Annotated in this window: 18 protein-coding genes and 1 pseudogene; 7 read left to right on the top strand and 12 right to left on the bottom strand. The window is 73.2% G+C overall.

Going from position 1 to position 20,384, the window contains the following annotated elements; translation table 11 throughout:
* Nucleotides 1–100 precede the first annotated feature (100 nt).
* Together N8I87_RS05315 and N8I87_RS05310 are read left to right on the top strand one after the other, a co-directional pair.
* Entirely contained in the window at nt 101–1,588 is a 1,488-nt protein-coding gene (locus N8I87_RS05315) for an FUSC family protein (RefSeq protein ID WP_263205936.1), read from the top strand.
* A gap of 93 nt (nt 1,589–1,681) precedes the next feature.
* Nucleotides 1,682–2,713 (top strand): lactonase family protein, encoded by a 1,032-nt coding sequence (locus tag N8I87_RS05310; protein ID WP_263205934.1) that lies wholly within the window; start codon nt 1,682–1,684, stop codon nt 2,711–2,713.
* Between the two features lie 284 nt (nt 2,714–2,997).
* Here the strand turns inward: N8I87_RS05310 and N8I87_RS05305 are convergent, their stop codons facing one another.
* From N8I87_RS05305 to N8I87_RS05290, 4 genes are all read right to left on the bottom strand, one after another.
* A complete protein-coding gene (locus N8I87_RS05305) occupies nt 2,998–3,921 on the bottom strand; it encodes a sirohydrochlorin chelatase (protein WP_263205932.1) in 924 nt (307 codons plus the stop codon).
* A gap of 142 nt (nt 3,922–4,063) precedes the next feature.
* Nucleotides 4,064–5,053 (bottom strand): N-acetylglucosamine kinase, encoded by a 990-nt coding sequence (locus tag N8I87_RS05300; protein ID WP_263205929.1) that lies wholly within the window; start codon nt 5,051–5,053, stop codon nt 4,064–4,066.
* Nucleotides 5,050–5,727, bottom strand: coding sequence for a uracil-DNA glycosylase (locus N8I87_RS05295; RefSeq protein ID WP_263205927.1), 678 nt, complete (start codon nt 5,725–5,727; stop codon nt 5,050–5,052). The genes N8I87_RS05300 and N8I87_RS05295 overlap by 4 nt, the downstream gene beginning before the upstream one ends.
* A 118-nt stretch (nt 5,728–5,845) precedes the next feature.
* Nucleotides 5,846–6,931 (bottom strand): WD40/YVTN/BNR-like repeat-containing protein, encoded by a 1,086-nt coding sequence (locus N8I87_RS05290; protein ID WP_263205924.1) that lies wholly within the window; start codon nt 6,929–6,931, stop codon nt 5,846–5,848.
* Between the two features lie 280 nt (nt 6,932–7,211).
* Here N8I87_RS05290 and N8I87_RS05285 point away from each other — a divergent pair, with 280 nt between their 5' ends.
* The gene (locus N8I87_RS05285) at nt 7,212–7,799 is read left to right on the top strand and encodes an Rv1733c family protein (RefSeq protein WP_438829309.1); all 588 of its coding nucleotides are present in this window, start codon (nt 7,212–7,214) and stop codon (nt 7,797–7,799) included.
* 60 nt (nt 7,800–7,859) lie between these two features.
* On the opposite strand, the pseudogene N8I87_RS05280 reads toward N8I87_RS05285, so the two are convergent.
* Together N8I87_RS05280 and N8I87_RS05275 are read right to left on the bottom strand one after the other, a co-directional pair.
* Nucleotides 7,860–9,848 (bottom strand): annotated as a pseudogene (locus N8I87_RS05280) (HEAT repeat domain-containing protein).
* Nucleotides 9,849–9,982: 134 nt separating this feature from the next.
* Nucleotides 9,983–11,644: a DNA alkylation response protein gene (locus N8I87_RS05275; RefSeq protein ID WP_263205921.1), complete on the bottom strand. Its 1,662-nt coding sequence runs from the start codon at nt 11,642–11,644 to the stop codon at nt 9,983–9,985.
* Nucleotides 11,645–11,715: 71 nt separating this feature from the next.
* On the opposite strand from N8I87_RS05275, the gene N8I87_RS05270 reads away from it, so the two are divergent.
* Nucleotides 11,716–12,456 (top strand): PaaX family transcriptional regulator C-terminal domain-containing protein, encoded by a 741-nt coding sequence (locus tag N8I87_RS05270; RefSeq protein ID WP_263205918.1) that lies wholly within the window; start codon nt 11,716–11,718, stop codon nt 12,454–12,456.
* 51 nt (nt 12,457–12,507) lie between these two features.
* A complete protein-coding gene (locus N8I87_RS05265; RefSeq protein WP_263205916.1) occupies nt 12,508–13,290 on the top strand; it encodes a hypothetical protein in 783 nt (260 codons plus the stop codon).
* 29 nt (nt 13,291–13,319) lie between these two features.
* On the opposite strand, the gene N8I87_RS05260 is transcribed toward N8I87_RS05265, so the two are convergent.
* Nucleotides 13,320–14,399, bottom strand: a complete 1,080-nt coding sequence (locus N8I87_RS05260; protein WP_263205914.1) for an NADH:flavin oxidoreductase/NADH oxidase — start codon at nt 14,397–14,399, stop codon at nt 13,320–13,322.
* Between the two features lie 126 nt (nt 14,400–14,525).
* On the opposite strand from N8I87_RS05260, the gene N8I87_RS05255 reads away from it, so the two are divergent.
* Complete coding sequence (locus N8I87_RS05255; RefSeq protein WP_263205912.1) at nt 14,526–14,903, top strand: ArsR/SmtB family transcription factor; 378 nt, start codon at nt 14,526–14,528, stop codon at nt 14,901–14,903.
* A gap of 49 nt (nt 14,904–14,952) precedes the next feature.
* Here N8I87_RS05255 and N8I87_RS05250 read toward each other — a convergent pair whose 3' ends face one another.
* Nucleotides 14,953–16,299, bottom strand: coding sequence for an FAD-dependent oxidoreductase (locus tag N8I87_RS05250; protein ID WP_263205910.1), 1,347 nt, complete (start codon nt 16,297–16,299; stop codon nt 14,953–14,955).
* A 198-nt stretch (nt 16,300–16,497) separates the two neighbouring features.
* On the opposite strand from N8I87_RS05250, the gene N8I87_RS05245 reads away from it, so the two are divergent.
* The gene (locus N8I87_RS05245; protein ID WP_263216304.1) at nt 16,498–17,055 is read left to right on the top strand and encodes a DUF6214 family protein; all 558 of its coding nucleotides are present in this window, start codon (nt 16,498–16,500) and stop codon (nt 17,053–17,055) included.
* Nucleotides 17,056–17,067: 12 nt separating this feature from the next.
* Here the strand turns inward: N8I87_RS05245 and N8I87_RS05240 are convergent, their stop codons facing one another.
* The 4 genes from N8I87_RS05240 to N8I87_RS05225 all read right to left on the bottom strand — a co-directional run bounded on the left by N8I87_RS05240 (nt 17,068) and on the right by N8I87_RS05225 (nt 20,325).
* Nucleotides 17,068–17,730: a TetR/AcrR family transcriptional regulator gene (locus N8I87_RS05240; protein ID WP_263205908.1), complete on the bottom strand. Its 663-nt coding sequence runs from the start codon at nt 17,728–17,730 to the stop codon at nt 17,068–17,070.
* Between the two features lie 115 nt (nt 17,731–17,845).
* Nucleotides 17,846–18,571, bottom strand: a complete 726-nt coding sequence (locus tag N8I87_RS05235; RefSeq protein WP_263205906.1) for an HAD family hydrolase — start codon at nt 18,569–18,571, stop codon at nt 17,846–17,848.
* Nucleotides 18,572–18,581: 10 nt separating this feature from the next.
* Entirely contained in the window at nt 18,582–19,331 is a 750-nt protein-coding gene (locus tag N8I87_RS05230) for a phosphatase PAP2 family protein (RefSeq protein WP_263205904.1), read from the bottom strand.
* Nucleotides 19,332–19,389: 58 nt separating this feature from the next.
* On the bottom strand, nt 19,390–20,325 hold the full coding sequence (locus N8I87_RS05225; RefSeq protein ID WP_263205902.1) for a M56 family metallopeptidase: 936 nt from the start codon (nt 20,323–20,325) through the stop codon (nt 19,390–19,392).
* Nucleotides 20,326–20,384: the final 59 nt, after the last annotated feature.

The following is a 20,384-nucleotide window of genomic DNA, read 5'->3' as shown; positions in this document are numbered from 1 at the left end:
TGAGCCAGTGACCCCGTTGATGCTGTCATGGAGGCGTCGATGGCGCTGCGGATCCCGCGGCGCCTTTTTCATGCCAGTGTCCACAGGGGGCGGGAAAGCAGTGCTGAAGAGGGTGTTCGTGGCTCCGGACCCGGGGCGGCTGCGGCTGCGGTTCGCCGCGCGGGCCGTGCTCGGCATCGCACTGGCGGTGGTCGTCTGCGGCCTGGCCGGACACTCCCTCGCGGGCGCCGTCACGGGCGGGCTCGCCGCGCTGCTCGCCCTGTTCACGGTCACCGACACCACCGTCCGCGGGCAGGCCGTCACCACCGCGCTGCTGCCCGCAGTGGGCCTGCCGGTGCTCGCCGTCGCGGCCGAGCTGCACGACCACCCCGTGGCGCGGGACATCGCCTTCCTCGCTGTCGTCGGCGCGGGTGTGTACGCGCGCCGCTGGGGGCCGCGCGGGCACAGCCTCGGCGTTTTCGCCTTCATGACCTTCTTCATCGCCCAGTTCCTGCACGCCACCGCGGGACAGCTGCCGGAGCTGTACGCCGCCGTCGTGCTGTCCGTCCTCGCCGCGGCGGCGGTGCGCTTCGGACTGTGGTGCTACGAGCGCCGGCTGTCCCCGGTGGCCGCGCCCGCCCCGCCCGCCGGCACCGGCCTGGCCCGCGTGACCACCCGGCAGGCCGTCCAGGCCACGGCGGGCGCGGGCTTCGCGCTGATCGTGGGCCATCTGGTGTCCGGACAGCGCTGGTACTGGGCCGTCGGTGCCACCTGGTGGATCTTCGTGAACACCGCCTCGCGCGGCGAGACGCTGGTCCGCGGCTTCCGCCGGGTGCTCGGCACGGTCATCGGCATCGGCCTCGGCCTGCTGATCGCCGTCCCGGTGCACGGCGCACCGGCCCCCACCGCGGTCCTCGTCGCCGTCGCCGTCTTCGGCATCTTCTACACGGCCGCCGTGTCCTACACCTGGATGATGCTCTGGGTGACACTGCTCGCCGAACTGCTCTACGGCCTCCTCGGCGTCCTGAGCCCCGGCCTGCTCGCCCTGCGCCTCGCGGAGACCGGCGTCGGCGCCCTCGGTGCCGTACTCGCCGTGCTGTTCGTGCTGCCCGTCACCACCCACCTCACCACCGACGCCTGGATCCAGCGCGCCCTGCGCTGCGTCCACGCCTGCACCGCCGAGGCCGCGGCCCGGCTCGCCGGCTCGCCCAGCGCGGACCCGGCGCCACGGGTGGCCGAACTGGAGCAGCTGCTCGGCCGGGTACGGCTCTCGGTCGCGCCGCTCGTGCACCCGCTCAACCCGATGCTCGGCCGCAAGCGCCGCGTCCGCCGGGTCCTCACCCTGCTGGACGACTGCGCCCGGGAGATCCGCGGCCTGGTCGCCGTCGCCGCCGACCCTGAGGCCTCCCACGACGCCCGGCTGGCCGCCGCCTGCTGGCGCGTCGAAGCGGCCGTCGAGGCGCTCACCAGGGGTTCGGAGCACATCACGTGGCCCGCCGAAGCGCCCGCGGAACCCGCCCTCGCCCATCTGCACGGCCTGGAACGCGCCCTCGCCGAACTCTCGGAACCCCTGCGCACCCCCGCGGGGTCACCCCTGGTCGGCGCCTGAGACGCGCCGACCCGCACGTCTTGGTCTAGACCGCAAACTGCTACCGTCGGCCCCGTACCGGCTCGTACTGGCTCGTACCGAGAGGGGACAGCGGTGGCAGACGGCGGCAGGCGGCAAAGGGCGTTCATCGGGTCGTTCACGGCGGCGGGCGGGCCCGGGGTCGTCACGGCGGCGGTCCACCCGTACAGCGGCGCCCTGGCCCTCCTGGAGAGCGTCGGCGGTGTCCCCGACCCGTCGTATCTCGCGCTCGCGCCCGGCGGGCGCACCCTGTACGCGGTCAGCGAGACCGCCGACGGCGCGGTGGCCGCCTACCACGTCCACGACGACAAACCACGGCTCGCCGGGCCGCCGGTCCCGGTCGGCGGCAGCGGGCCCACCCACCTCAGCCGCTTCGACGGGCACGTCCTGACCGCCAACTACGGCTCCGGCAGCGTCACCGCCGTCCCCGTGCGCCCCGACGGCACTCTCGTGGGCGCCGCCTCCGGGGTGCTCCAGCACACCGGCTCGGGTCCGCACGAGCGACGCCAGCGCGGGCCGCACGCCCACCAGGTGCAGCCCGACCCCAGCGGCCGCTGGGCGGTCAGCGTCGACCTCGGCACCGACTCGGTCCGGGTCTGCACCCTGAACGGCGGCACCCTGACCGTGCACCGCGAGGTCGCGCTGCGCCCCGGATCCGGCCCTCGCCACCTGGCCTTCCATCCCGGCGGCGGACACGTCTACGTCGTCAACGAACTCACCCCGACCGTCACCGTCTGCCGCTGGGACGCGGAAGGGGGCTCCCTGAAGCCGCTGACCGAGACCCCGGTGCTGCCCGGCGCCCCGGCCGGCGACGCCTACCCCTCGGGCATCGTCGTCTCGCCCGACGGACGCTTCGTGTGGACCGCGACCCGCGGCGAGGACGTCCTGTCCGTGTTCGCGGTCGAAGGGGAGGGGCTGCGGCTGACCGGCACCGTCCCGTGCGGCGGCCACTGGCCCCGCGCTCTCGCCCAGTGCGGCGGTTTCCTCTACGCGGCCAACGAGCGCTCCGGTGAGGTCACCTGGTTCGCCATCGATCCACTGACCGGCATGCCGCGCTACGACGGCTCGGTGGCGGTGCCCGCGGCCTCCTGCGTGGTCTTCGGTTAGGGCCTGTCCGGCGGATCAAGTCGCAGGAAAGCAGCGGTGCCGAACCAGCCCAGGTGAGCGGGGCCTGGTGCGTCCGGCGGCAAGGCGGAGGAGGGCGTCGACGCGGAGCGTCGGCAACCGACGACAACGCGGCAGATGGGCGGGCCAGGTACCGCTTCTGCGGCATGATCCGGCGGGGACAGGCCCTAAGCCCGCCGTCGGCCCCACCGGGCCCGCCGCACAAGGCGAAGGGCCCGCCCCCCGTCCCGGGAGCGGGCCCTGTGCCGTACAGGTGCCGTGCGGCGTCAGCGGACCGGAGTGCCCTGCGGCTGCTGCGGGGCGATGCCCAGCGCCGTCGTGTACTTGGCCAGCGCGAGCTTGCCGATCGCAGGGTACGCGCCCAGCGCCTCGGCGGTCGCGCAGCCGGCCTCGGCGGCGGCCGCCTGCAGCAGGCCCGGGTCTATCTCGGGGCCGATCAGGTACGGCGCCAGCGCCAGCTGCTGCGAGCCCGAGGCCCGCAGCTGCTCGGCGACGGAGGTGATCGCACCGTCCTGGTCCAGGGCCGCCGCCATCACCGGCACGGCGAGCCGCGCGGCGAGCAGCATGCCGGTGATACCGGCCGCCTGCACGGCCTCGTCGCCACCCACGGAGGCGAGGATGATGCCGTCCGCGGCGGTCGCCACCGTGAACAGACGGGCGCGGTCGGCGCGGGCGAGGCCCGCCTCGGACAACCGCACGTGCAGCGCCTCGGCGAGCAGCGGGTGCGGGCCGAGCACATCGGTCAGGTCGGCGGCGACCCGGCTGTCCATGACGGCCTGGCGCACCCGGCGCAGCAGCGCACTGTCCGGACCGGCCAGCAGTGGGACGACGACGGCGACCGGGCCGTCGGGCTCCTTGACCTCGACACCGGCGGCGACGGCCTGCTCGTAGCGGGCGGTGCGCTCCTCGGCCGTGTACGACAGGACGGACCGCAGGGTGGGGAACTCGGCATCGTCCCCGTCCAGGTAGCCGATCCGGGCATCCAGGCCGGGCAGCTCGGAGCGGGCGATGCTCACGACCTCCTCGGCAAGGCTGCGCGTGGCGGCGCTCGGTGTACCGGGCACCGCGAGGACGAGCGCGGGCGCGCCCTCGGGAGCCACCAGCGGTTCGGGTCGGCGGTGCCGCCCGGGCTGGCGGGGTCGCGGCATTCGTACTGGCAGGCCGGACGCGGGCCCAGTGGGGGAGCTCATGGAGCCGCATGTTAGTGGCTTCTTGGGCTCCTCTGTTCGGGGAGGGTCCAGGTGAGCGGTATCCGTCCGGTTTTGTCTGATGAGTTACGCGCGAATCAGAAGTGATCGGGCCACGTGGGGGACAGTTGCGCCACCAAGAGGATCAATCACGTTTTCCGGTCACGATGTACAACATCGTCTCTTCACTCGGCAGAGTGAGCCGACCCGCCGCGAGATCGGTCGCGACCCGTACGGCGCCGTGCAACGGGTCCCCCTCGGCCGGGACCCGCAGCGCGTGCGGCAGCCGCCTCGCCAACTCCTCTCCGAGGGGTACGAGAAGCGGGTCACCCAGCTTGAACAGGCCACCGGTGAGCGCGATCCGGGGCTCACCCGCCGCCGGGCACACCGCGGCGACGGACTCGGCCATGTGCCGGGCCGCCGCACGCAGGATGCCGGCCGCGACCGGGTCCCCGTCCGCACAGGCGGCCACCCTGGGCGCGAAGGAGGCGAGGACCGCGGGTCGGTCGGAACGCGGGTAGAGCAGGCCAGGAAGCCCCGTCACCGGGCCGAACTGCTCCTCGGCGCAGGTCAGCAGCCGTACGGAGCCGCCGTCCCGCCCGTCGTGGGCGCGCAGCGCCGCCTCGAGACCGGCCCGCCCGATCCAGGCCCCGCTCCCGCAGTCGCCCAGCAGATGACCCCAGCCGTCCGCCCGCCGCCAGCAGGTCAGATCGGTGCCGATCGCCACCAGACCCGTACCGGCGGCGACCACCGCACCGGGGCACGGTCCCAGGGCTCCGACATAGGCCGTGACGGCGTCGGCGGCGAGCACGACGGTCCGCACGCCGAGCTCCCGGGCCAGCGCAGCCGGCAGTTCGGCACGCAACGCCTCGCCCAGGGTGGCGAACCCCGCGGCGCCCACGACAGCCGTGTCCAGCCCGCTCACCCCGGTCTCGGCGGCCAGGCCACGGACCATGGGCAGGAGCTGCTCCAGCAGATGGCCGGGATCGATCCCCCGCGCACCGGTGCGCACCGGCTCCCCGGACTCCCGCTGGGCCGAGGGCCCCCGGCCTGCGACGCCGACCACGGCACGGAGACCGGAGCCTCCCGAGTCGACGGCCAGGAAGCCGGATCCGTCCCCCGTGCCGCCGGTCACGGCAGGCGCCAGTCCACCGGTTGTCCCCCCTGCTGGACCAGGAAGTCGTTGGCCCGGCTGAACGGGCGCGAGCCGAAGAAGCCACGATCGGCCGACATGGGCGAGGGATGGGAGGACTCCACCGACGGCAGAGCGCCGAGGAGCGGCCGCAGATTACGGGCGTCGCGGCCCCACAGGATGGACACCAGCGGCTTGCCGCGCCCGGCCAGCGCGCGGATGGCCTGCTCGGTGACCTCCTCCCAGCCCTTGCCGCGATGCGCCCCCGGGCTGCGCGGGGCCGTGGTGAGCGCCCTGTTGAGCAGCAGCACACCCTGCTGCGTCCAGGGCGTCAGATCACCGTTGGACGGCTGCGGCAGGCCCAGATCGGTGTTGAGCTCCCGGAAGATGTTGATCAGGCTGGGGGGCAGCGGACGGACCTCGGGTGCGACGGAGAACGACAGCCCCACCGCGTGTCCCGGTGTCGGGTACGGGTCCTGGCCGACGATCAGGACGCGTACGTCGTCGAAGGGCTGCTGGAAGGCCCGCAGAACGTTCGCTCCGGCCGGTAGATAGGTGCGTCCGGCGGAGATCTCCGTGCGCAGGAAGTCGCCCATCTCGGCGATCCGTCCGGCGACGGGTTCCAGGGCCTTCGCCCAGCCAGCTTCGACAATTTCATGCAAAGGTCGTGGTGCCACGGGCGTCACCCTACTGCCGTACACAGGGTGACGATCAAGCGGTGGTCACAGTCCGACCGAGCTTGACCGAACCGCCGACCCGGATGACCGGAACCCCCTTTCCTCGCGGCAGTTGACCTCATCCGACGACCGCGGCCCGCACGCACAGCACGTCCGGCAGATGAGAGGTCAGCTGCTGCCAGCTGTCGCCGTCGTCCGCCGAGGCGTACACCTCGCCGTTGCGGTTGCCGAAGTACACGCCCGCCGGGTCCGCGTCGTCCGTCCACAGGGCGTCCCGGAGCACCGTGCCGTAGTGGTCCTCCGCCGGCAGTCCGGCCGACAGCGGCTCCCAGCTCTTGCCCGCGTCCGCCGTGCGGAAGACCCGGCAGCGGTGGTCGGCGGGCACCCGGTCGGCATCGGCGTTGATCGGGAAGACGTACGCGGTGTCGGCGCGGTGTGGATGGGCGGCCACCGCGAAACCGAACGTCGACGGCAGACCCTCGCCGATGTCCGTCCAGTGCGCGCCCGTGTCGTCGCTGCGGTACACACCCCAGTGGTTCTGCAGATACAGCCGGTCCGGGTTGCCCGCGTCCTTGGCGACCTTGTGCACGCACTGGCCGAACTCCGGGTTCGGATCCGGCAGGAACACCGCGGAGACACCGGAGTTGGACGGCGCCCAGCTCGCTCCGCCGTCCGTGGTGCGGAACACCCCGGCCGTGGAGACGGCCACCGTCACCGCGTTCGGGTCGCGCGCGTCGGTGAGCACCGTGTGCAGGCCCTCACCGCCGCCGCCCGGCACCCACTGGGAGCGGGTCGGGTGCTCCCAAAGAGGACGCACCAGCTCGAAGCTCTCCCCCCGGTCCTCCGAGCGGTAAAGGGCGGCCGGTTCCGTGCCCGCGTAGACCACGTCCGGCTCGGCGGCGGCCGGGTGCAGCTGCCAGACCCGCTCCAGCGAGGCGCCGGTGTCCTGGGGGAACTTGACGGCCGGCCGGGACGGCTCGGTCCAGGTGCGGCCCAGGTCGTCGGAGTGGAACACGGACGGGCCCCAGTGCGCGCTGTCGCCCCCGGCCAGCAGCCGCGGGGTGCTGCCGCGGGTGTCGAGGGCCACCGAATAGACGGCCTGTGCGTTGAAGTAGGGACTCTCGTCGAACTCCCAGGACCCTCCCCGCCGCCGCCCGATGAACAGACCCTTGCGGGTGCCCACGGCGAGCAGTACCTCGGTCATGCCGACCACCTCCGGGACGTCTTTGTCACGAAAAGTTTTCAGACATCGGCCAGTGTGCACCCCGGCACTGACAACGACCCATGGAAGCCGCGTCGTCGCAGGTCGGAGGGCTGGTGTCGGCCTGTCGCGGAATTCCGGAGCGCATGTTCCGGCAGAAGCCTGCGCGAGCGGTGACTCTCGTGCGACCGTCGGGACGGGGGCTCGCCCTGAGCAACGAGAGGACCTCTCCCGTATGGGAGGGCGGTCCGGCCTGTCCGTGCGCTCGTCGAGGAGGATGCCGTTGAGGGCGTTCCGTGGTCCGAAGGTGTGGCTGTGGCGCTGGCGGCGCAACCCGCTCAGGCGTCGTGCCGACATGGTGGAGGCCTGGGTGCTGCTCGGTGCCTGGGGGCTCACCGTCCTGGCCGGGGTGCTCGCCGGTCTGGTGACGGCCCGCTCCGTCGAGCAGGGGCTGGCCCGGGAACGGCTGGAGTGGCGGCCCGTCGTGGCGCGGGTCATCGGGAAGGCGCCGGGCTCCGCCACGTCGGGCAGCGGCGCCACGGGCGGCGAGCGGGTGTGGGCGAAGGTGCGCTGGACCGTGGCCGACGGCTCCTTGCACACCGGCCAGGCGCGGGTCGCGCCCGGCAGCAGGGCCGGCACACCGGTCACCGTCTGGACGGACCCGCGGGGCCACCTCGTCACCAGGCCCGCCACCGCCTCCCAGGCCCACCTCCGCGCCGGCCTGACAGGCACCCTGGGCGGTGTGAGCGCGGCGGTCGTCCCCTTCATCGCCGGCCGCGCCCTGCGCGGCCGCCTGGAACGACTCCGCATGGACCGATGGGACGCGGAGTGGGCACGCCTGGGCCCCCAGTGGGGCCGGATGACGGGCTGACCCCGGTCAGCCGGACTGTGCAGTGCCGGCGCGCGCGAACGCCACCACCCCGCCGCGCCGCTACCCGGCCCCCAACACCTCGCGGCACCTCCTCAACAGCCTCTCGTCCTTCAGGATGTCGTGGCTGCCGTAGCCGCCCGTGCGGGCCGTGTGGCGGCGAGGGGTGGTGAGTTCCCTGGTCACCAGGTCCCACAGCGGCGCCCCCGTGGGGCCCATCTCGGCGAGGAGGGCGGCCGTCGTGGCGCGCGTGCGGGGGTTCTCCGCCCAGGCGGAACGGAGGACCGGGAGCACGGGCTCGGGGTCACCGCCGATCCGCCAGCAGGCGCACGCGGCGGACGTCCGCTCCCAGAGCCGGTCCGACTCGGTCATGCCGCGCAGCGCGGGCAGCGCGGGCGGGCCTCGGGACCGAGCCGGGCCAGCTCCGCGGCGGCCGCGCGTCGGCGGCCGGGCTGTTCGTGCGCCAACTCCCGTAAGAGGACGGCGAGTACGGCGGAAACGTCTCGCTCCACCGACCACAGCGCTCCCGCCGCGACGGCCGCGCACCCGGTGTTCAGCAACCGCCGCAGGTCCGGCACCGCCGCGCGCGCTGCCGGCCCGAACGACCCCAGGGTGCGGACCGCGTTCGCCACCACGGCCTCCCCGGGCCCGGGGCCGCCCGGTGTGCCGCGCACCAGCCGCAGCACCTCCGGGACGGCCTCCGTGTGGCCCAGGGCCCGGAGCGCCGACAGCAGCGGTACGGCACGGTCGGTGACGTCGGGGGAGTCGAGGGCCACCCGAGCGAGCCCGCGGCGCAGCGCGGGAGCCAGTGGAGCCGCGGACCCGCCGAGGTGGACGACCACATGTCCGAGGTCGTCGGGTACGGCCGGCCCCGCGAGCACCTCGGCCAGCAGCGGCACCGCCCGCGGATCGCCGCTTCTGGCGAGGGCCTTGAGCGGGCCGCCCAGCGTCGGTGCCCCGCGCTCCCACCGGTGGACCCGCAGTCCGGGCCGCTCGGTCAGCAGCGCGGCGAGGTCGTCGGCGGCGGGCGCGGCCAGCTCGAACAGCTCCGACAGGACGGACACCGAGGCGTCCCGCACCTGGTCCTGCTCCGCCCACAGTTGGGCGCCGATCAGCGCGACCGGCTCGGAATGGTCGGCGCGCCACTCGCGGAACAGCGCCGCCGACATCCACACCGCGTTGCACCGGTCGATCGGGTCCGGGCTGGTCAACTGCCCGCTGAGCAGGGCGATCCGGTCGGCCACCCGGCCGCCGAGGGCGGTGTGGAGCGTCCGCAGCAGGTGCGAGCCCTCCTCGTCCGACGGGCGCAGTCGCCGTATCCGGCCCACCAGCGTGTCCGTCTCGGCCCGGTCCGGCCCGCCGCGACGCTGCTCGGACCTGTCCCTGAGCAGCCGCACCACCGTGGGGACCAGATCGGCCGGGAGCCGGTCCGGCGCGCCGAGCGCGAGCTGGCCGAGCGCGGCGAGGCGCAGGCCGGGGTGGTACGGCGGAGCGCTCTGCGCGGTCAGGAGGTCCACCGCCGCGGCGGCGTGCCCGGGGTGGCGCCGTACGAACTGGCCGAGGCCCTCGGTCAGGGCCAGCAGCACCCGGCCGTCCCGCTCGACCGTGAGCCGCTGGCGTAACAGGTCCAGCACGCGTGCCGGTTCGTCCAGGAACCGTACGAGCGCCCCGGGTGCCGCCCGCCGCACCCCGGCGTCCTGGTCGCCGGCCAGCGCGACGAAGGCCTCCGCGCCGCGCGCGCACCGCGGTGCGCGCCGGCGCGCGGCTGCCTTTGGCGCACTCCTCGCCGATGCTCACCAGCAGTTCGACTATGCCGCCCCGGTCCGGCACCTCCGCGCGGGCCATGAGCCCGAACAGGAACGGCACGCAGGCCAGCGTCGAGTCGTACACGTTCCCCTGGTGGTGCACCGAGCCGTACATCCCGTCGAGCGCGATCTCCCGCTCGGCCGGGTCCACGGAGGCGAGTCCCCGCAGCAGTGCGGGCACGTCCTCCGCGCTGCCGTACGCGTGCCGCAGCGAAGCCCAGTCGACCTCGTCGATCCCCGTGAACACGTTGTCCTCCCCAGGCGATTGCCACCTGATCGCGAGTCTGCACCACGGCACCGACAACGAAGCGGAGTCGCGCGGCGACTGTGTGCGATCCGTCGGCTGTCACCGGCCACGGAGCGCGCGCACGGCGGGAGGGATCAGTTTCCGCCGGGCAGCGCCCGCTCCAGGATCGCGTCGAGGTCGGCCGCGCCGGACAGCGTGCCGAAGGCGTGCCCCCAGTCGCCGCCGAGCCGGCTCGCGCAGAAGGCGTCGGCGACCGCGGGCGGAGCGTGCCGCACGAGGAGGGAGGCCTGGAGGGCCAGGGCCATCAGCTCCACCATGCGGCGGGCGCCGGTCTGATCGGTTTCGGCCAACTGGTCCTTCAGCCGGGCCACGGCCGCGTCCAGCCGCGTGTCCGCCCCCTGTGTCAGGGCGAGTTCGGCGAACAGGGCCTCCGCGGTGCCGGGCTCGCGGCCGAGCGCCCGCAGCACGTCGAGCGCGTTGACGTTCCCCGACCCCTCCCAGATCGACAGCAGGGGGGCTTCCCGGTAGTGGCGGGGCATGCCCGAGTCCTCGACATAGCCGTTGCCGCCCAGGCACTCCAGGGCCTCCGCCGTGAAGGCCGGGCCCCGTTTGGTCACCCAGTACTTGCCGACCGCGGTCGCGATCCGCCGGAAGGCCTGCTCCCCGGCGTCCCCGCGCACCGCCCGGTCGGCCGCCCCGGCGAGCCGCAGCGTGAGTGTGGTGGCGGCCTCCGACTCCAGCGCGAGATCGGCCAGGACGTTTCGCATCAGCGGCTGCTTGATCAACCGCGTGCCGAACGCACTGCGGTGCCGCGCGTGGTGGCCCGCCTCGACGAGCGTCTTGCGCATCAGCGTCGCCGAGGACATCACACAGTCCAGCCGAGTGCAGTTGACCATCTCGATGATCGTCTTCACACCCCGGCCCTCGGGACCCACCAGCCAGGCCACGGTCCCGTCGAACTCCGGCTCGGAGGACGCGTTGGACCGGTTGCCCAGCTTGTCCTTCAGTCGCTGGATCCGGAACGTGTTCCGGGTGCCGTCGGGCAGGATGCGCGGCACCAGGAAGCAGGACAGTCCCTGCGGAGCCTGGGCCAGCACCAGGAACACATCGCACATGGGCGCCGAGGTGAACCACTTGTGCCCGCGCAGCGTGTACACACCGGGCTCGGCGGTGGGCGTGGCCACGGTGGTGTTCGTACGGACGTCGGAGCCGCCCTGCTTCTCCGTCATGCCCATGCCAGCGAGCAGCCCTCGCTTCTCGCTGGGCACCCGCAGCCCCGGCTCGTACTCGCGGCTCGTGAGCAGCGGTTCGTAGACCTTGGCGAGCTCCGGCTGGGCGCGCAGCGCGGGGACGGCCGCGTACGTCATCGACGTCGGACAACCGTGTCCTGCCTCGGTGTGACCCCACACCAGCCCGCCCGCGGTACGGGCGACATGCGCGCCCGGCCGGGCGTCCGCCCACGGCGCGCCGGCCAGCCCCTCGGCGACCGCGACCCGCATCAGGTGGTGCCAGCTCGCGTGGAACTCCACCTCGTCGATCCGGTTGCCGTACCGGTCGTGGGTGCGCAGCTCGGGCTCGTGCCGGTTGGCCTGTTCACCCCACTCCTGCGCCTGGGCGCTGCCGGCGCTCAGGCCGAGGCGCCGTAGGTCCTCCTCGGCCCAGCCGGCCCCCTCGCGGCGCAGCCCCTCGAGGAGGGCCTGGTCCTCGGAGGCGTCGTAGGGAGCCAGGGGAGAGGCCTGGTTGGTGACGTCGTGGGTGGCGTACTGCGGCTGCGGCTGTGCGGGTGTCGAGACCATGTGGCCATGTTGCACTCTTCCTGCGGCTGTAGCAATGATGCAACAAGAAGGCGCACGTACAGTACGTGCCCATGCGGATGAACGTGTCAGTGCAGCCCGGTGAGGCCGACGTGCGGCCGCTGTCCGCGCGATCGGTCGTGCTGAGCCTGCTGCTGGGCACGCATCCGCCGGAGCTTCCGGTGAAGGACCTCGTGCGGCTGGTGGAGCCCTTCGGGGTCGGCGGCTCCACCCTGAGGGCCGCGCTCAGCCGGATGGTGGCCGTCGGCGACCTGCGGCGCACGGACGCGGTCTACGGGCTCAGCGACCGGCTGCTGGTCCGCCAGCGCCGCCAGGACGAGGCGGTGCACCCCCGCACGCGCGCGTGGGAGGGCGACTGGGAGATGGTGGTGATCACCGCGACCGGCCGCGGCCCCGCCGAACGCGCCGAACTGCGCACCCGGTTGACCGCCCTGCGCCTGGCCGAACTCCGCGAGGGCGTGTGGCTGCGGCCCGCCAACCTGGTCCGCTCCCTGCCGGACCAACTGGAGCGGGTCGCCCAGTCCTACCGCGCCCGCCCCGAGGGTTCCGCGCACGAGCTGGCCGCCCGCCTGTGGCCGCTCGACGCCTGGGCCGCCACCGCCCGCGCGCTGCTCGCCCATGTCACCGAGTCCCACCGCCCGGCCGACCTGCTGACCGCCTTCGCCGCGGTCGTACGCCATCTGCTCGCCGACCCCGTCCTGCCCCCGGGGCTCCTACCCGCCGACTGGCCGGGTCAGGCCCTGCGCACCGCGTATGCGGACTATCAGCGGGAGCTGGCCCGGTCAGTCAGGTGATCTCTCCGTCCGGCAGCGCGGCCTTTGCCTCACGGGTGGTAGAGGACGTATGTGAGCGCCCAACCACCGTCCGGCCCGCCGCCCGGTCCGCTGCACGGAGTGCCGGAGCCCGGACCGCCGCCACCGCCGCCTCCGCCTCCCGCCGCCGGGCGATCCTGGTGGCGTGGCGCGCCCGCGCGCGTCGTCGCGGTGCTCGCGGTCGTCGTCGGCATCGTGGTGGTGTTCGTGATGGAGTCCGGGGGCGGCAAGGGCGGGACGAAACAGGACATCGGGACCGTCGCGTCGGCTCGCGAGGTGACGAGACGCGTGGCGCTGACCCCCGCGGACTGGGGATCCGGTTTCACCCGGAGCGATCACTACGAGAACGAGGAAAAGTCCGAGGGCGTGACCGATCCCGACTGCAACTACGTGACGCAGCCGATCGGGAACGCGCTGGCCGTCCTGCAGCGCGGCGTCCAGAAGAAGGACAACACGGTCTTTGCGAACTCGACGGTCGTGGTCTTCCGGAACGCGAGCTCCGCTCAGGCGGACGTGGCTCGGCTGCGCTCGGACGTGCAACGGTGTCCGACGGAGAAGGAAGCCGCGAGCAAGGCGCGGTGGGAGGGCGTCCACGAGGTCGACGTCCCGGGGCTGACGGGTTTCGACGAGGTGGTGGGGGAGGAGGGCCACCTGGTCGCCGACGAGAACGGCCGGCCGGCGGACGCCTACTACACGTATCTCACCGGCCGCAAAGGGCGCTACATGGTGCGGACGTACGTCACCCGCGGCGGCACCCCGACCCAGAACCGCAGCGACGCCACGAACGCGCTCTCCCTCATGCTGAGCCGCCTCTAGCGCGCATGTCACACCGACCGGTGATTACGTCACACCGACCGGTGATACTGCTTCGGCACCCGCACCTCGCCCCCGAGTTCGCGTGCCGCCAGCCGCGGCCAGGACGGGTTGCGGAGCAGCTCGCGGCCCAGCAGGACCGCGTCCGCCTCGCCGTTGGCCACGATCTTCGCCGCCTGCTCGGCATCCGTGATCAGGCCCACGGCGGCGACCGGCATCGGGGTCTCGGCCCTCACCCGGGCGGCGAAGGGGACTTGGTAGCCGGGGCCGACGGGGATCCGGACACCGGAGGCGTTGCCGCCGGTGGAGACGTCGAGCAGGTCGACGCCGTGGGCGTGCAGTTCGCCCGCGAAGCGGACCGTGTCGTCCGGGGACCAGCCGCTCTCCTCCAGCCAGTCGGTCGCGGAGATACGGAAGAACAGCGGCTTGTCGTCCGGCCACACCGCCCGTACGGCGTCCACGACCTCCAGGGCGAAACGGGTGCGGTTCTCGTACGAGCCGCCGTACGCATCGGTGCGGTGGTTGGAGTGCGGGGAGAGGAACTCGTTGATCAGATAGCCGTGGGCACCGTGGATCTCGACGATCTCGAAGCCGGCGTCGAGGGCGCGGCGGGCGGCGGCCGCGAACTGCTCGACGATCTCCCGGATCCGATCCACCGTCAACTCGTCCGGCACCGGATGACTGTCGTCGAACGCGACCGGGCTCGGCGCCAGCGGCTGCCAGCCGTGCGCCTCGCTGCCGACCGGTGCGCCGCCCTTCCAGGGACGGTCCGTGGACGCCTTGCGGCCGGCGTGCGCGAGCTGGATCGCGGACACCGTGCCCTGCGCGGCCAGGAAGCCCGTGATCCGGCGGAACGCCTCGGCCTGCGTGTCGTTCCAGAGGCCCAGGTCGTACGGCGAGATCCGGCCCTCGGGGGAGACGGCCGTGGCCTCGACGACGATCAGACCGGTGCCACCGGTCGCGCGGGCCGCGTAGTGGGCGAAGTGCCAGTCGTGCGGGGCACCGGTCAGCGGGCCCTCGGGGGCGGCCGAGTACTGGCACATCGGGGGCATCCAGACCCGGTTCGGGATGGTCACTTCGCGCAGGGTGTAGGGCTCGAAGAGCGCGCTCACGGCGGACTCCATTCGTCACGGGACAAGTGGCAGGCTCATACGATAGGCATCGTAGTACGGTAGATGTCAAACTACGATGGTCCTCGTACAATGGTGATTCCGATCAGCCGAAGTGGAGCCGCCGCCATGACCAGTAACACCAGGGCGACCAGTAGCACCGACGCGACGGGTCGCGCGCTTCCGCATCCGAGCCGTGAGGAGATCCGGCTGGAGGCCGTACTGCACGCGCTCTCCGATCCGCTGCGGCTGCGGATCGTGCGCGATCTCGCCACCGACGGCGGCGAGCTGTCGTGTTCGCACTTCGACCTGCCGGTCACCAAGTCCACGACCACGCACCACTTCCGGGTGCTGCGCGAGAGCGGAGTGATCCGGCAGGTCTACCGGGGCACGGCCAAGATGAACGGCCTGCGCGGGGAGGACCTGGAACATCTCTTCCCGGGACTTCTCGACACCCTCCTCGCCGCCGCCGACAGACAGGCGGTCCGCCTCGGGGACGACGGCTGAACCGGCGAAATCGCCGCGACCGGGCCGCGCACCTCGCGAACCGGCCCGGCTACGGGGCCGCCGTCCGTGCCGCCGTCAGCAGCGAGTCCCAGTCGGCCAGCTTGACCACGCTCCGGCCCAGCGACGCCCCGAGTTCCGCCTCGGCCCGCTCGATGGCCTGCCAGCCCGCCCACGCGACCGGCTCGATCCCCGCCGCCCGCAGCGCCGCGACGGGGTCCGCCGGCACGTCCCGGCGTACGAGGACGGGCGCGTCCGCCAGCAGCGACGTCGCCGTCTCCTTGGCGCAGGGGCGGTTGGTGCCGATGACGCCGGTCGGACCGCGCTTGATCCACCCGGACACATACTCGCCCTGGGAGGTGAGGCCGTCACGCACGACACGGCCCTCCTCGTTCGGCACGGTGCCGGTGCGCGCGTCGAACGGCAGCCCCGCGAGCGGCACTCCGCGATATCCCACCGAGCGCAGCACCAACTGCGCCTCGATGTCCTCGAAACGGCCCGTGCCGGTCACCCCGCCGTGCCCGTCCGGCACGGTCCGCTCGAAGCGCACCGCGCCCACCCGCCCCTCCTCGGCGAGGAGTTCGACGGGGCGCAGGAAGAAGCGCAGCCCGATGTGGCGTGCCGCGTCCCCGGGCGGCCGGTCCGCCCAGCCGCGCAGCACCTCCACGTTGCGGCGCTGCGGCGCGGGCAGTCCCGAGGGGTCGCTGTAGGCCGGGTCCAGTGCCAACTCGGCGCGGTCGACGGCGACTTCGGTGTCGGGCAGGCCGCCCAGCTCGCGCAGCTCCTTCGTGGTGAAGCGGGCCTGCGAGGGGCCGCGCCGGCCCACCATGTGCACATCGGTCACCCGGCTCGCCGCCAGTGTCGTCAGCGCCGCCTGCGGCATGTCGGTGGGGCTCAGCTCCGCCGCCCCGCGGGCCAGCATCCGCGTGACGTCCACCGCGACATTGCCCACGCCGATCACCACGGCCGACCTGACCTCATGGACGAAGTCCGCCGGCGCGGAGTCGGGGTGGGCGCTGTACCAGGACACGAACTCGGTGGCCGACCAGCTGCCCGGCAGATCCTCGCCGGGAATGCCCAGGTGCCGGTCGGTCGCGGCGCCCACGCAGTACACCACCGCGTGGTACAGCTCCCGCAGCCGGTCCACGGGCAGCCCGCGGGGGCCGCCGATCTGCACGCCACCGAGGAATCTCACCCGGTCGTGCTCCAGGACCGTCCGCAGGTTTCCCTGCAGCGACTTGATCTTCTCGTGGTCCGGTGCCACGCCGTAGCGCACCAGACCGTACGGGCACGGCAGTCGGTCCAGGACGTCGACTCGCACCTCGGAGTCCTGCTGGATCAGGCTCTGGGCGGTGTAGCACCCGCTCGGCCCGGAGCCGACAACGGCGACACGCAACACGGCGGAACCCCTTCCCCGGAAGGCCGGAGGAGATCGCTGGTGGCTCCAGCATTGCACCGCGAGGGCTCCGCTGACAGGGTGCAGGCGGGTGATGGGACGCGTGTCCATTCGTATGGATTGTGATCATGCGGTTACGTTCCGTGTGTGCTAGACGCATCCTTTCTTAATCTTTCCGCCCGTTGCGCGGAGGGCGGCGTGGTGACCGTTCAGCCCGCGTGGGCGGTGCGGGAGCGCGGGGAGCGCACGTCCTGGTTCCATGTCCTGCTGGCCTTCACCGACGGCGCCCGGGTCGACGCGCTGGCCGTGGTGACCGGGGGAAGCGTGTCCATCGAGGACGTCAGGGCCCAGCCCGCCCTCTCCCTTGCCGACCTGACGGTCCTCGCCGACTGGATCGAGACACCACTGTTCGAGGCGTGCGGCATGGAGACAAAAGCCAGGGCGGGGACGAACGCCAGGGCGGAGACGGAATCCGGGCTGGAGACGAATGCCGCCACGGAGACGGTTGCCGGGACAGGGACGGCGTACGGCATCCACCACGCCAGGCCGCTCGGCCCGAGTCGGGCCCGCCCCGCCTGGCCGCGGGGCGTCGAGGGGCGCCGGCTCGTCGCGGAGAAGTACCGCGCCGCCCGGGACGAGGGGCTCGACCCCGTCCTCGCGGTGATGTGCGCGACCGGGCACAGTCGCCGCAGGTCGCTCCGGCTCATCGCCCAGGCGCGGGACGCGGGGCTGCTGACGCCCGGTCACGCACGGCGCTGACGGCCGGTCCGGTCACTCGGGCCGGTCGTCTGTTGCGAAGAACCGCGACAGATCCTTGTCGCACGTCCCGCCGGGCGGCTCGGTCCCGGGCGGCGTGCCCAGCTCCCAGTCGAGCCGATAGCGCTTGAACAGCTCCGCCCGCAGAACGGGGATCTGCATCGGCACTCCGGGGATCAGCGCCGCGTACACGGCGCCCATGAGGTGCGCGCGCAGCATCGGGTAGTCGGTCGCGACGTCCTGGGAGCCGTACCGGGCGACGGTGTCGATGAGCAGCTCCGACAGGCGCCGCTGCTCCGGGCACTGCACGAACCCCTGGGCCTGCAGGAGTCCGGCCATGTGCTGCCGCATCAGCACGGGCCGGTCGCGGGCCAGCCCCAGAATCGCGTCGATGGCCCTGGCCAGCTGCTCCCGGCCGTCCTCGGTGCGCGGTTCGCGCTCCAGGGCCTCCTGAAGCGTCCGGTGCATCAGCCGGTGCACCGCGGACTGCACCAGCTGGCGTTTGCCGGGGAAGTAGTACGACACCAGTCCGCGCGCCGAACCCGCCCGGTCCGCGATGTCACCCAAGGTCGTGGCCTCGAAACCGTGCTCGCTGACCAGTTCGACCGCGGCCTGCAGGAGCCGCTCCCGGGAACGTCGGCGCAACTCTTCATTGACCGAGGCGCTGCGCGGGGACATCCTGTAACTCCTGCGTTGACTGGCTGCCAGCCAACTATACTCAACGCAGCAGGCCCGGTTTCTGCTCGGGTCCACTCAGGGCTGCCGTCCGTCTGGGGCGACGCGGGGGATCGTCTCAGGCGGACGGCTTTTTCCTTCGTACGGGGGCGGGTCGGCCCATCAGGTCCAGCACCGGCAGCAGCGCGTCCGGCCGCTCGGCGCACGGCAAGTGGTCCACGAAGTGCACCTGGCAGCCCAGCGCGGTCGCACCACCGTCCGCGGGGCGGCTGTCACCGACCATCAGCACGTCCCGCGGATCGGCACCGAGCGCCTCGCAGGCGGCGGAGAACAGCCGCGGGTCCGGCTTCTGGACGCCGTGTTCGTACGACAGGACGTAAGCGTCCACGTATCGGTCGAGCCCGTGCTCGCGGAACACCGGGCGCAGGTCCCAGCCGATGTTGCTGACGATGCCGACCCCGATCCCGCGCTCGTGGAGCGTCCGCAGCACCTCGGCGGCATCGGGGTACGGGGACCATGCGGTGGGGGACATGTGCCGCTCGTAAAGCGCGTCGTGCAGCGCGGGGTCGGGGAGCGGGACCCGGCGGGACAGGCCCGTGTACGCGGCCCGGTGCGACTCGGCGCTCTCGTCGCGCACCGCCCACACCTCGGCGAGTTCCTCGGGCAGCTCGACCGGGAACGCCCCGCCCGGCAGCGCGCCGGCAGTCTCCAACGCCCGTGCGGTCTCGGTCAGTTCCGGCTCGGAAAGGCTGAAGACGGTCTCGGCCAGTACAGCCCGCAGCCATGACTCGGTGGACTCGATGCGGAAGAGGGTCCCGGAGAAGTCGAAGAGGACGGCAACCATGTGCCGGACCCTACCGGGGGGCCGTCCAGCGCATGGCCGCGCTCCGGTGCGCGTCGGTCCGGCGGAGCGGACGGCGCAGTGCCCCAGAACTCGGGAGTGCCCCAGAAAGTGATGGCCGGCCGCCCAGCGGCCCCTCGTACGCCACCACCGCCACGGCCACCACCAGCGCCCCCAGCAGCCACCCGCCCACCACGTCCGAGAACCAGTGCACCCCCAGCCACACCCGGGTCAGACCGACCCCGACGACGGAGACCACCGCCACCGTGAGCGCCGTACGCCACAGAGCGCGCCCGGCGCCGAAGCGGTGCAGCAGCCACAGCAGCAGGCCGCACACCACCGTGGCGGTCATCGCGTGACCGGAGGGGAAGGCCGCGTAACGGGCGGAGTCGACGGGGTCCGGCCAGACCGGGCGCGGGCGGCCGACAGCCGCCTTCAGCGCCTGCTGCACCACCGTGGCCAGCGCGCAGACGCCCTCCAGCCACAGCGCCGTCCGCCACGCCGAGCGGCGCCACACCAGCCACAGCGCGGCCGCCGCGGCCACCAGACGCATGGTCAGCGGGTCCCACACCCAGTCCGTGAGGATGCGGAAGGTGTGCGTGAGGCCGTGTTCGGCGACCGCCCAGCGATGGGTGGTGCGGGCGACGTGCCCGTCCAAGGTCATCAGGGGACGCCACTCGACGGTGACCAGGGTCAGCAGTGCCGCACAGAGCACGGTCAGAGCGGTGATGGCGAGGACGGCCGGGCGGGTCTGGCTGCGCATGCCGTGATCTTCTCCGACGCGTGCGGCGGGAGGTCAACCCCGGGGCCTCTTCGGTGTCTCAGCTGAGCGCGCGCAGCCCCGGGACGAGTGTCACCAGCACCGGGATCACCGGCACGAGCGCAGCTGCCGCCGTCAGCCTCAGGCGGCGCATCGCGGTCAGCCGGTCCGGGGGAGTGAGCAGCCGGTGCACCCGCTGCGGGACGTTGGCCTGAGAGGTGGCGCCGGGGCCGAACACACCCCGGTCCTCGTTGAGTTCGACCAGCGCCAGTGCGATGGTCAGCCGGCCGAAGCGGCGGGAGGCCACGTCGTCGGCGGCCAGCTCGACCAGCCGGTGCATCTCGTCGCGGAACGCGGCGAACACCGGGACCTGCGGGAATCCGCTCGCGAGCGCGTCCGAGCAGTGCAGCAGCCAGTCGTGCCGGGCCCGTGCGTGACCCTGCTCGTGGGCGAGCACGGCGTCCAGTTGCCGCCCCTTCAGGCGGCGCAACGCGGCCGTGGTGATGACGAGTTGAGGTGCGGCGCCGGGCAGCCACCAAGCGCCCGGCCGCTCTCCCTCCAGCACCACGAGCCGTCCGCTCGCCGGCTCCTCGCCCGGCAACAGCGGAGCGCGCACCAGGAGTTCGGCCCGCCGACGGCGCCGCCGCGCCCCGGCCCGTACGATCTCACGGACCAGCATCGCCCCGGTCCACAGCCCGCCGCAGGCGAGCGCCACCGCGGTCGCCGCGGCCCAGGGGCCGGTCGAGCCGAGGCCGTACGCATCCACGACAGCGCTCGGAGCCGGCGCGAACACATGCCCGCGCACCGCCTGCCAGGCCGCCGCCGCGCTCAGGGTCATGGACAGCGCACAGCACAGCAGTACGGCTGCCACGACGCACTGCCACATCCACAGCGCCACCACCGGTTCACGGTCCGGCCAGTCGGCCCGGGCGAGCAGCCGGGGACCGACGACGGCGGTCAGGGCGCCGAGCAGCAGCAGTGCCACGGGGACCATCATGAACAACAGCCTACGAGCGGCGGGCCACCCGCGGATACGGCCCGTCGCGGCAAAGTGAC

Source organism: Streptomyces sp. HUAS 15-9 (assembly GCF_025642155.1).
Classification (GTDB): Bacteria; Actinomycetota; Actinomycetes; order Streptomycetales; family Streptomycetaceae; genus Streptomyces.
Note: the sequence above shows the minus strand (reverse complement) of the source record. Positions and strands in the feature narration are given on the sequence as shown.

Coding starts and splice junctions, on each gene's coding strand:
- N8I87_RS05305 (WP_263205932.1), bottom strand. CDS start 3,921: ATGAGCTCCCCCACTGGGCCCGCGTCCGGCCTGCCAGTACGAATGCCG.
- N8I87_RS05290 (WP_263205924.1), bottom strand. CDS start 6,931: ATGACCGAGGTACTGCTCGCCGTGGGCACCCGCAAGGGTCTGTTCATC.
- N8I87_RS05275 (WP_263205921.1), bottom strand. CDS start 11,644: ATGGTCTCGACACCCGCACAGCCGCAGCCGCAGTACGCCACCCACGAC.
- N8I87_RS05270 (WP_263205918.1), top strand. CDS start 11,716: ATGCGGATGAACGTGTCAGTGCAGCCCGGTGAGGCCGACGTGCGGCCG.
- N8I87_RS05255 (WP_263205912.1), top strand. CDS start 14,526: ATGACCAGTAACACCAGGGCGACCAGTAGCACCGACGCGACGGGTCGC.
- N8I87_RS05240 (WP_263205908.1), bottom strand. CDS start 17,730: ATGTCCCCGCGCAGCGCCTCGGTCAATGAAGAGTTGCGCCGACGTTCC.
- N8I87_RS05235 (WP_263205906.1), bottom strand. CDS start 18,571: ATGGTTGCCGTCCTCTTCGACTTCTCCGGGACCCTCTTCCGCATCGAG.
- N8I87_RS05230 (WP_263205904.1), bottom strand. CDS start 19,331: ATGCGCAGCCAGACCCGCCCGGCCGTCCTCGCCATCACCGCTCTGACC.
- N8I87_RS05225 (WP_263205902.1), bottom strand. CDS start 20,325: ATGATGGTCCCCGTGGCACTGCTGCTGCTCGGCGCCCTGACCGCCGTC.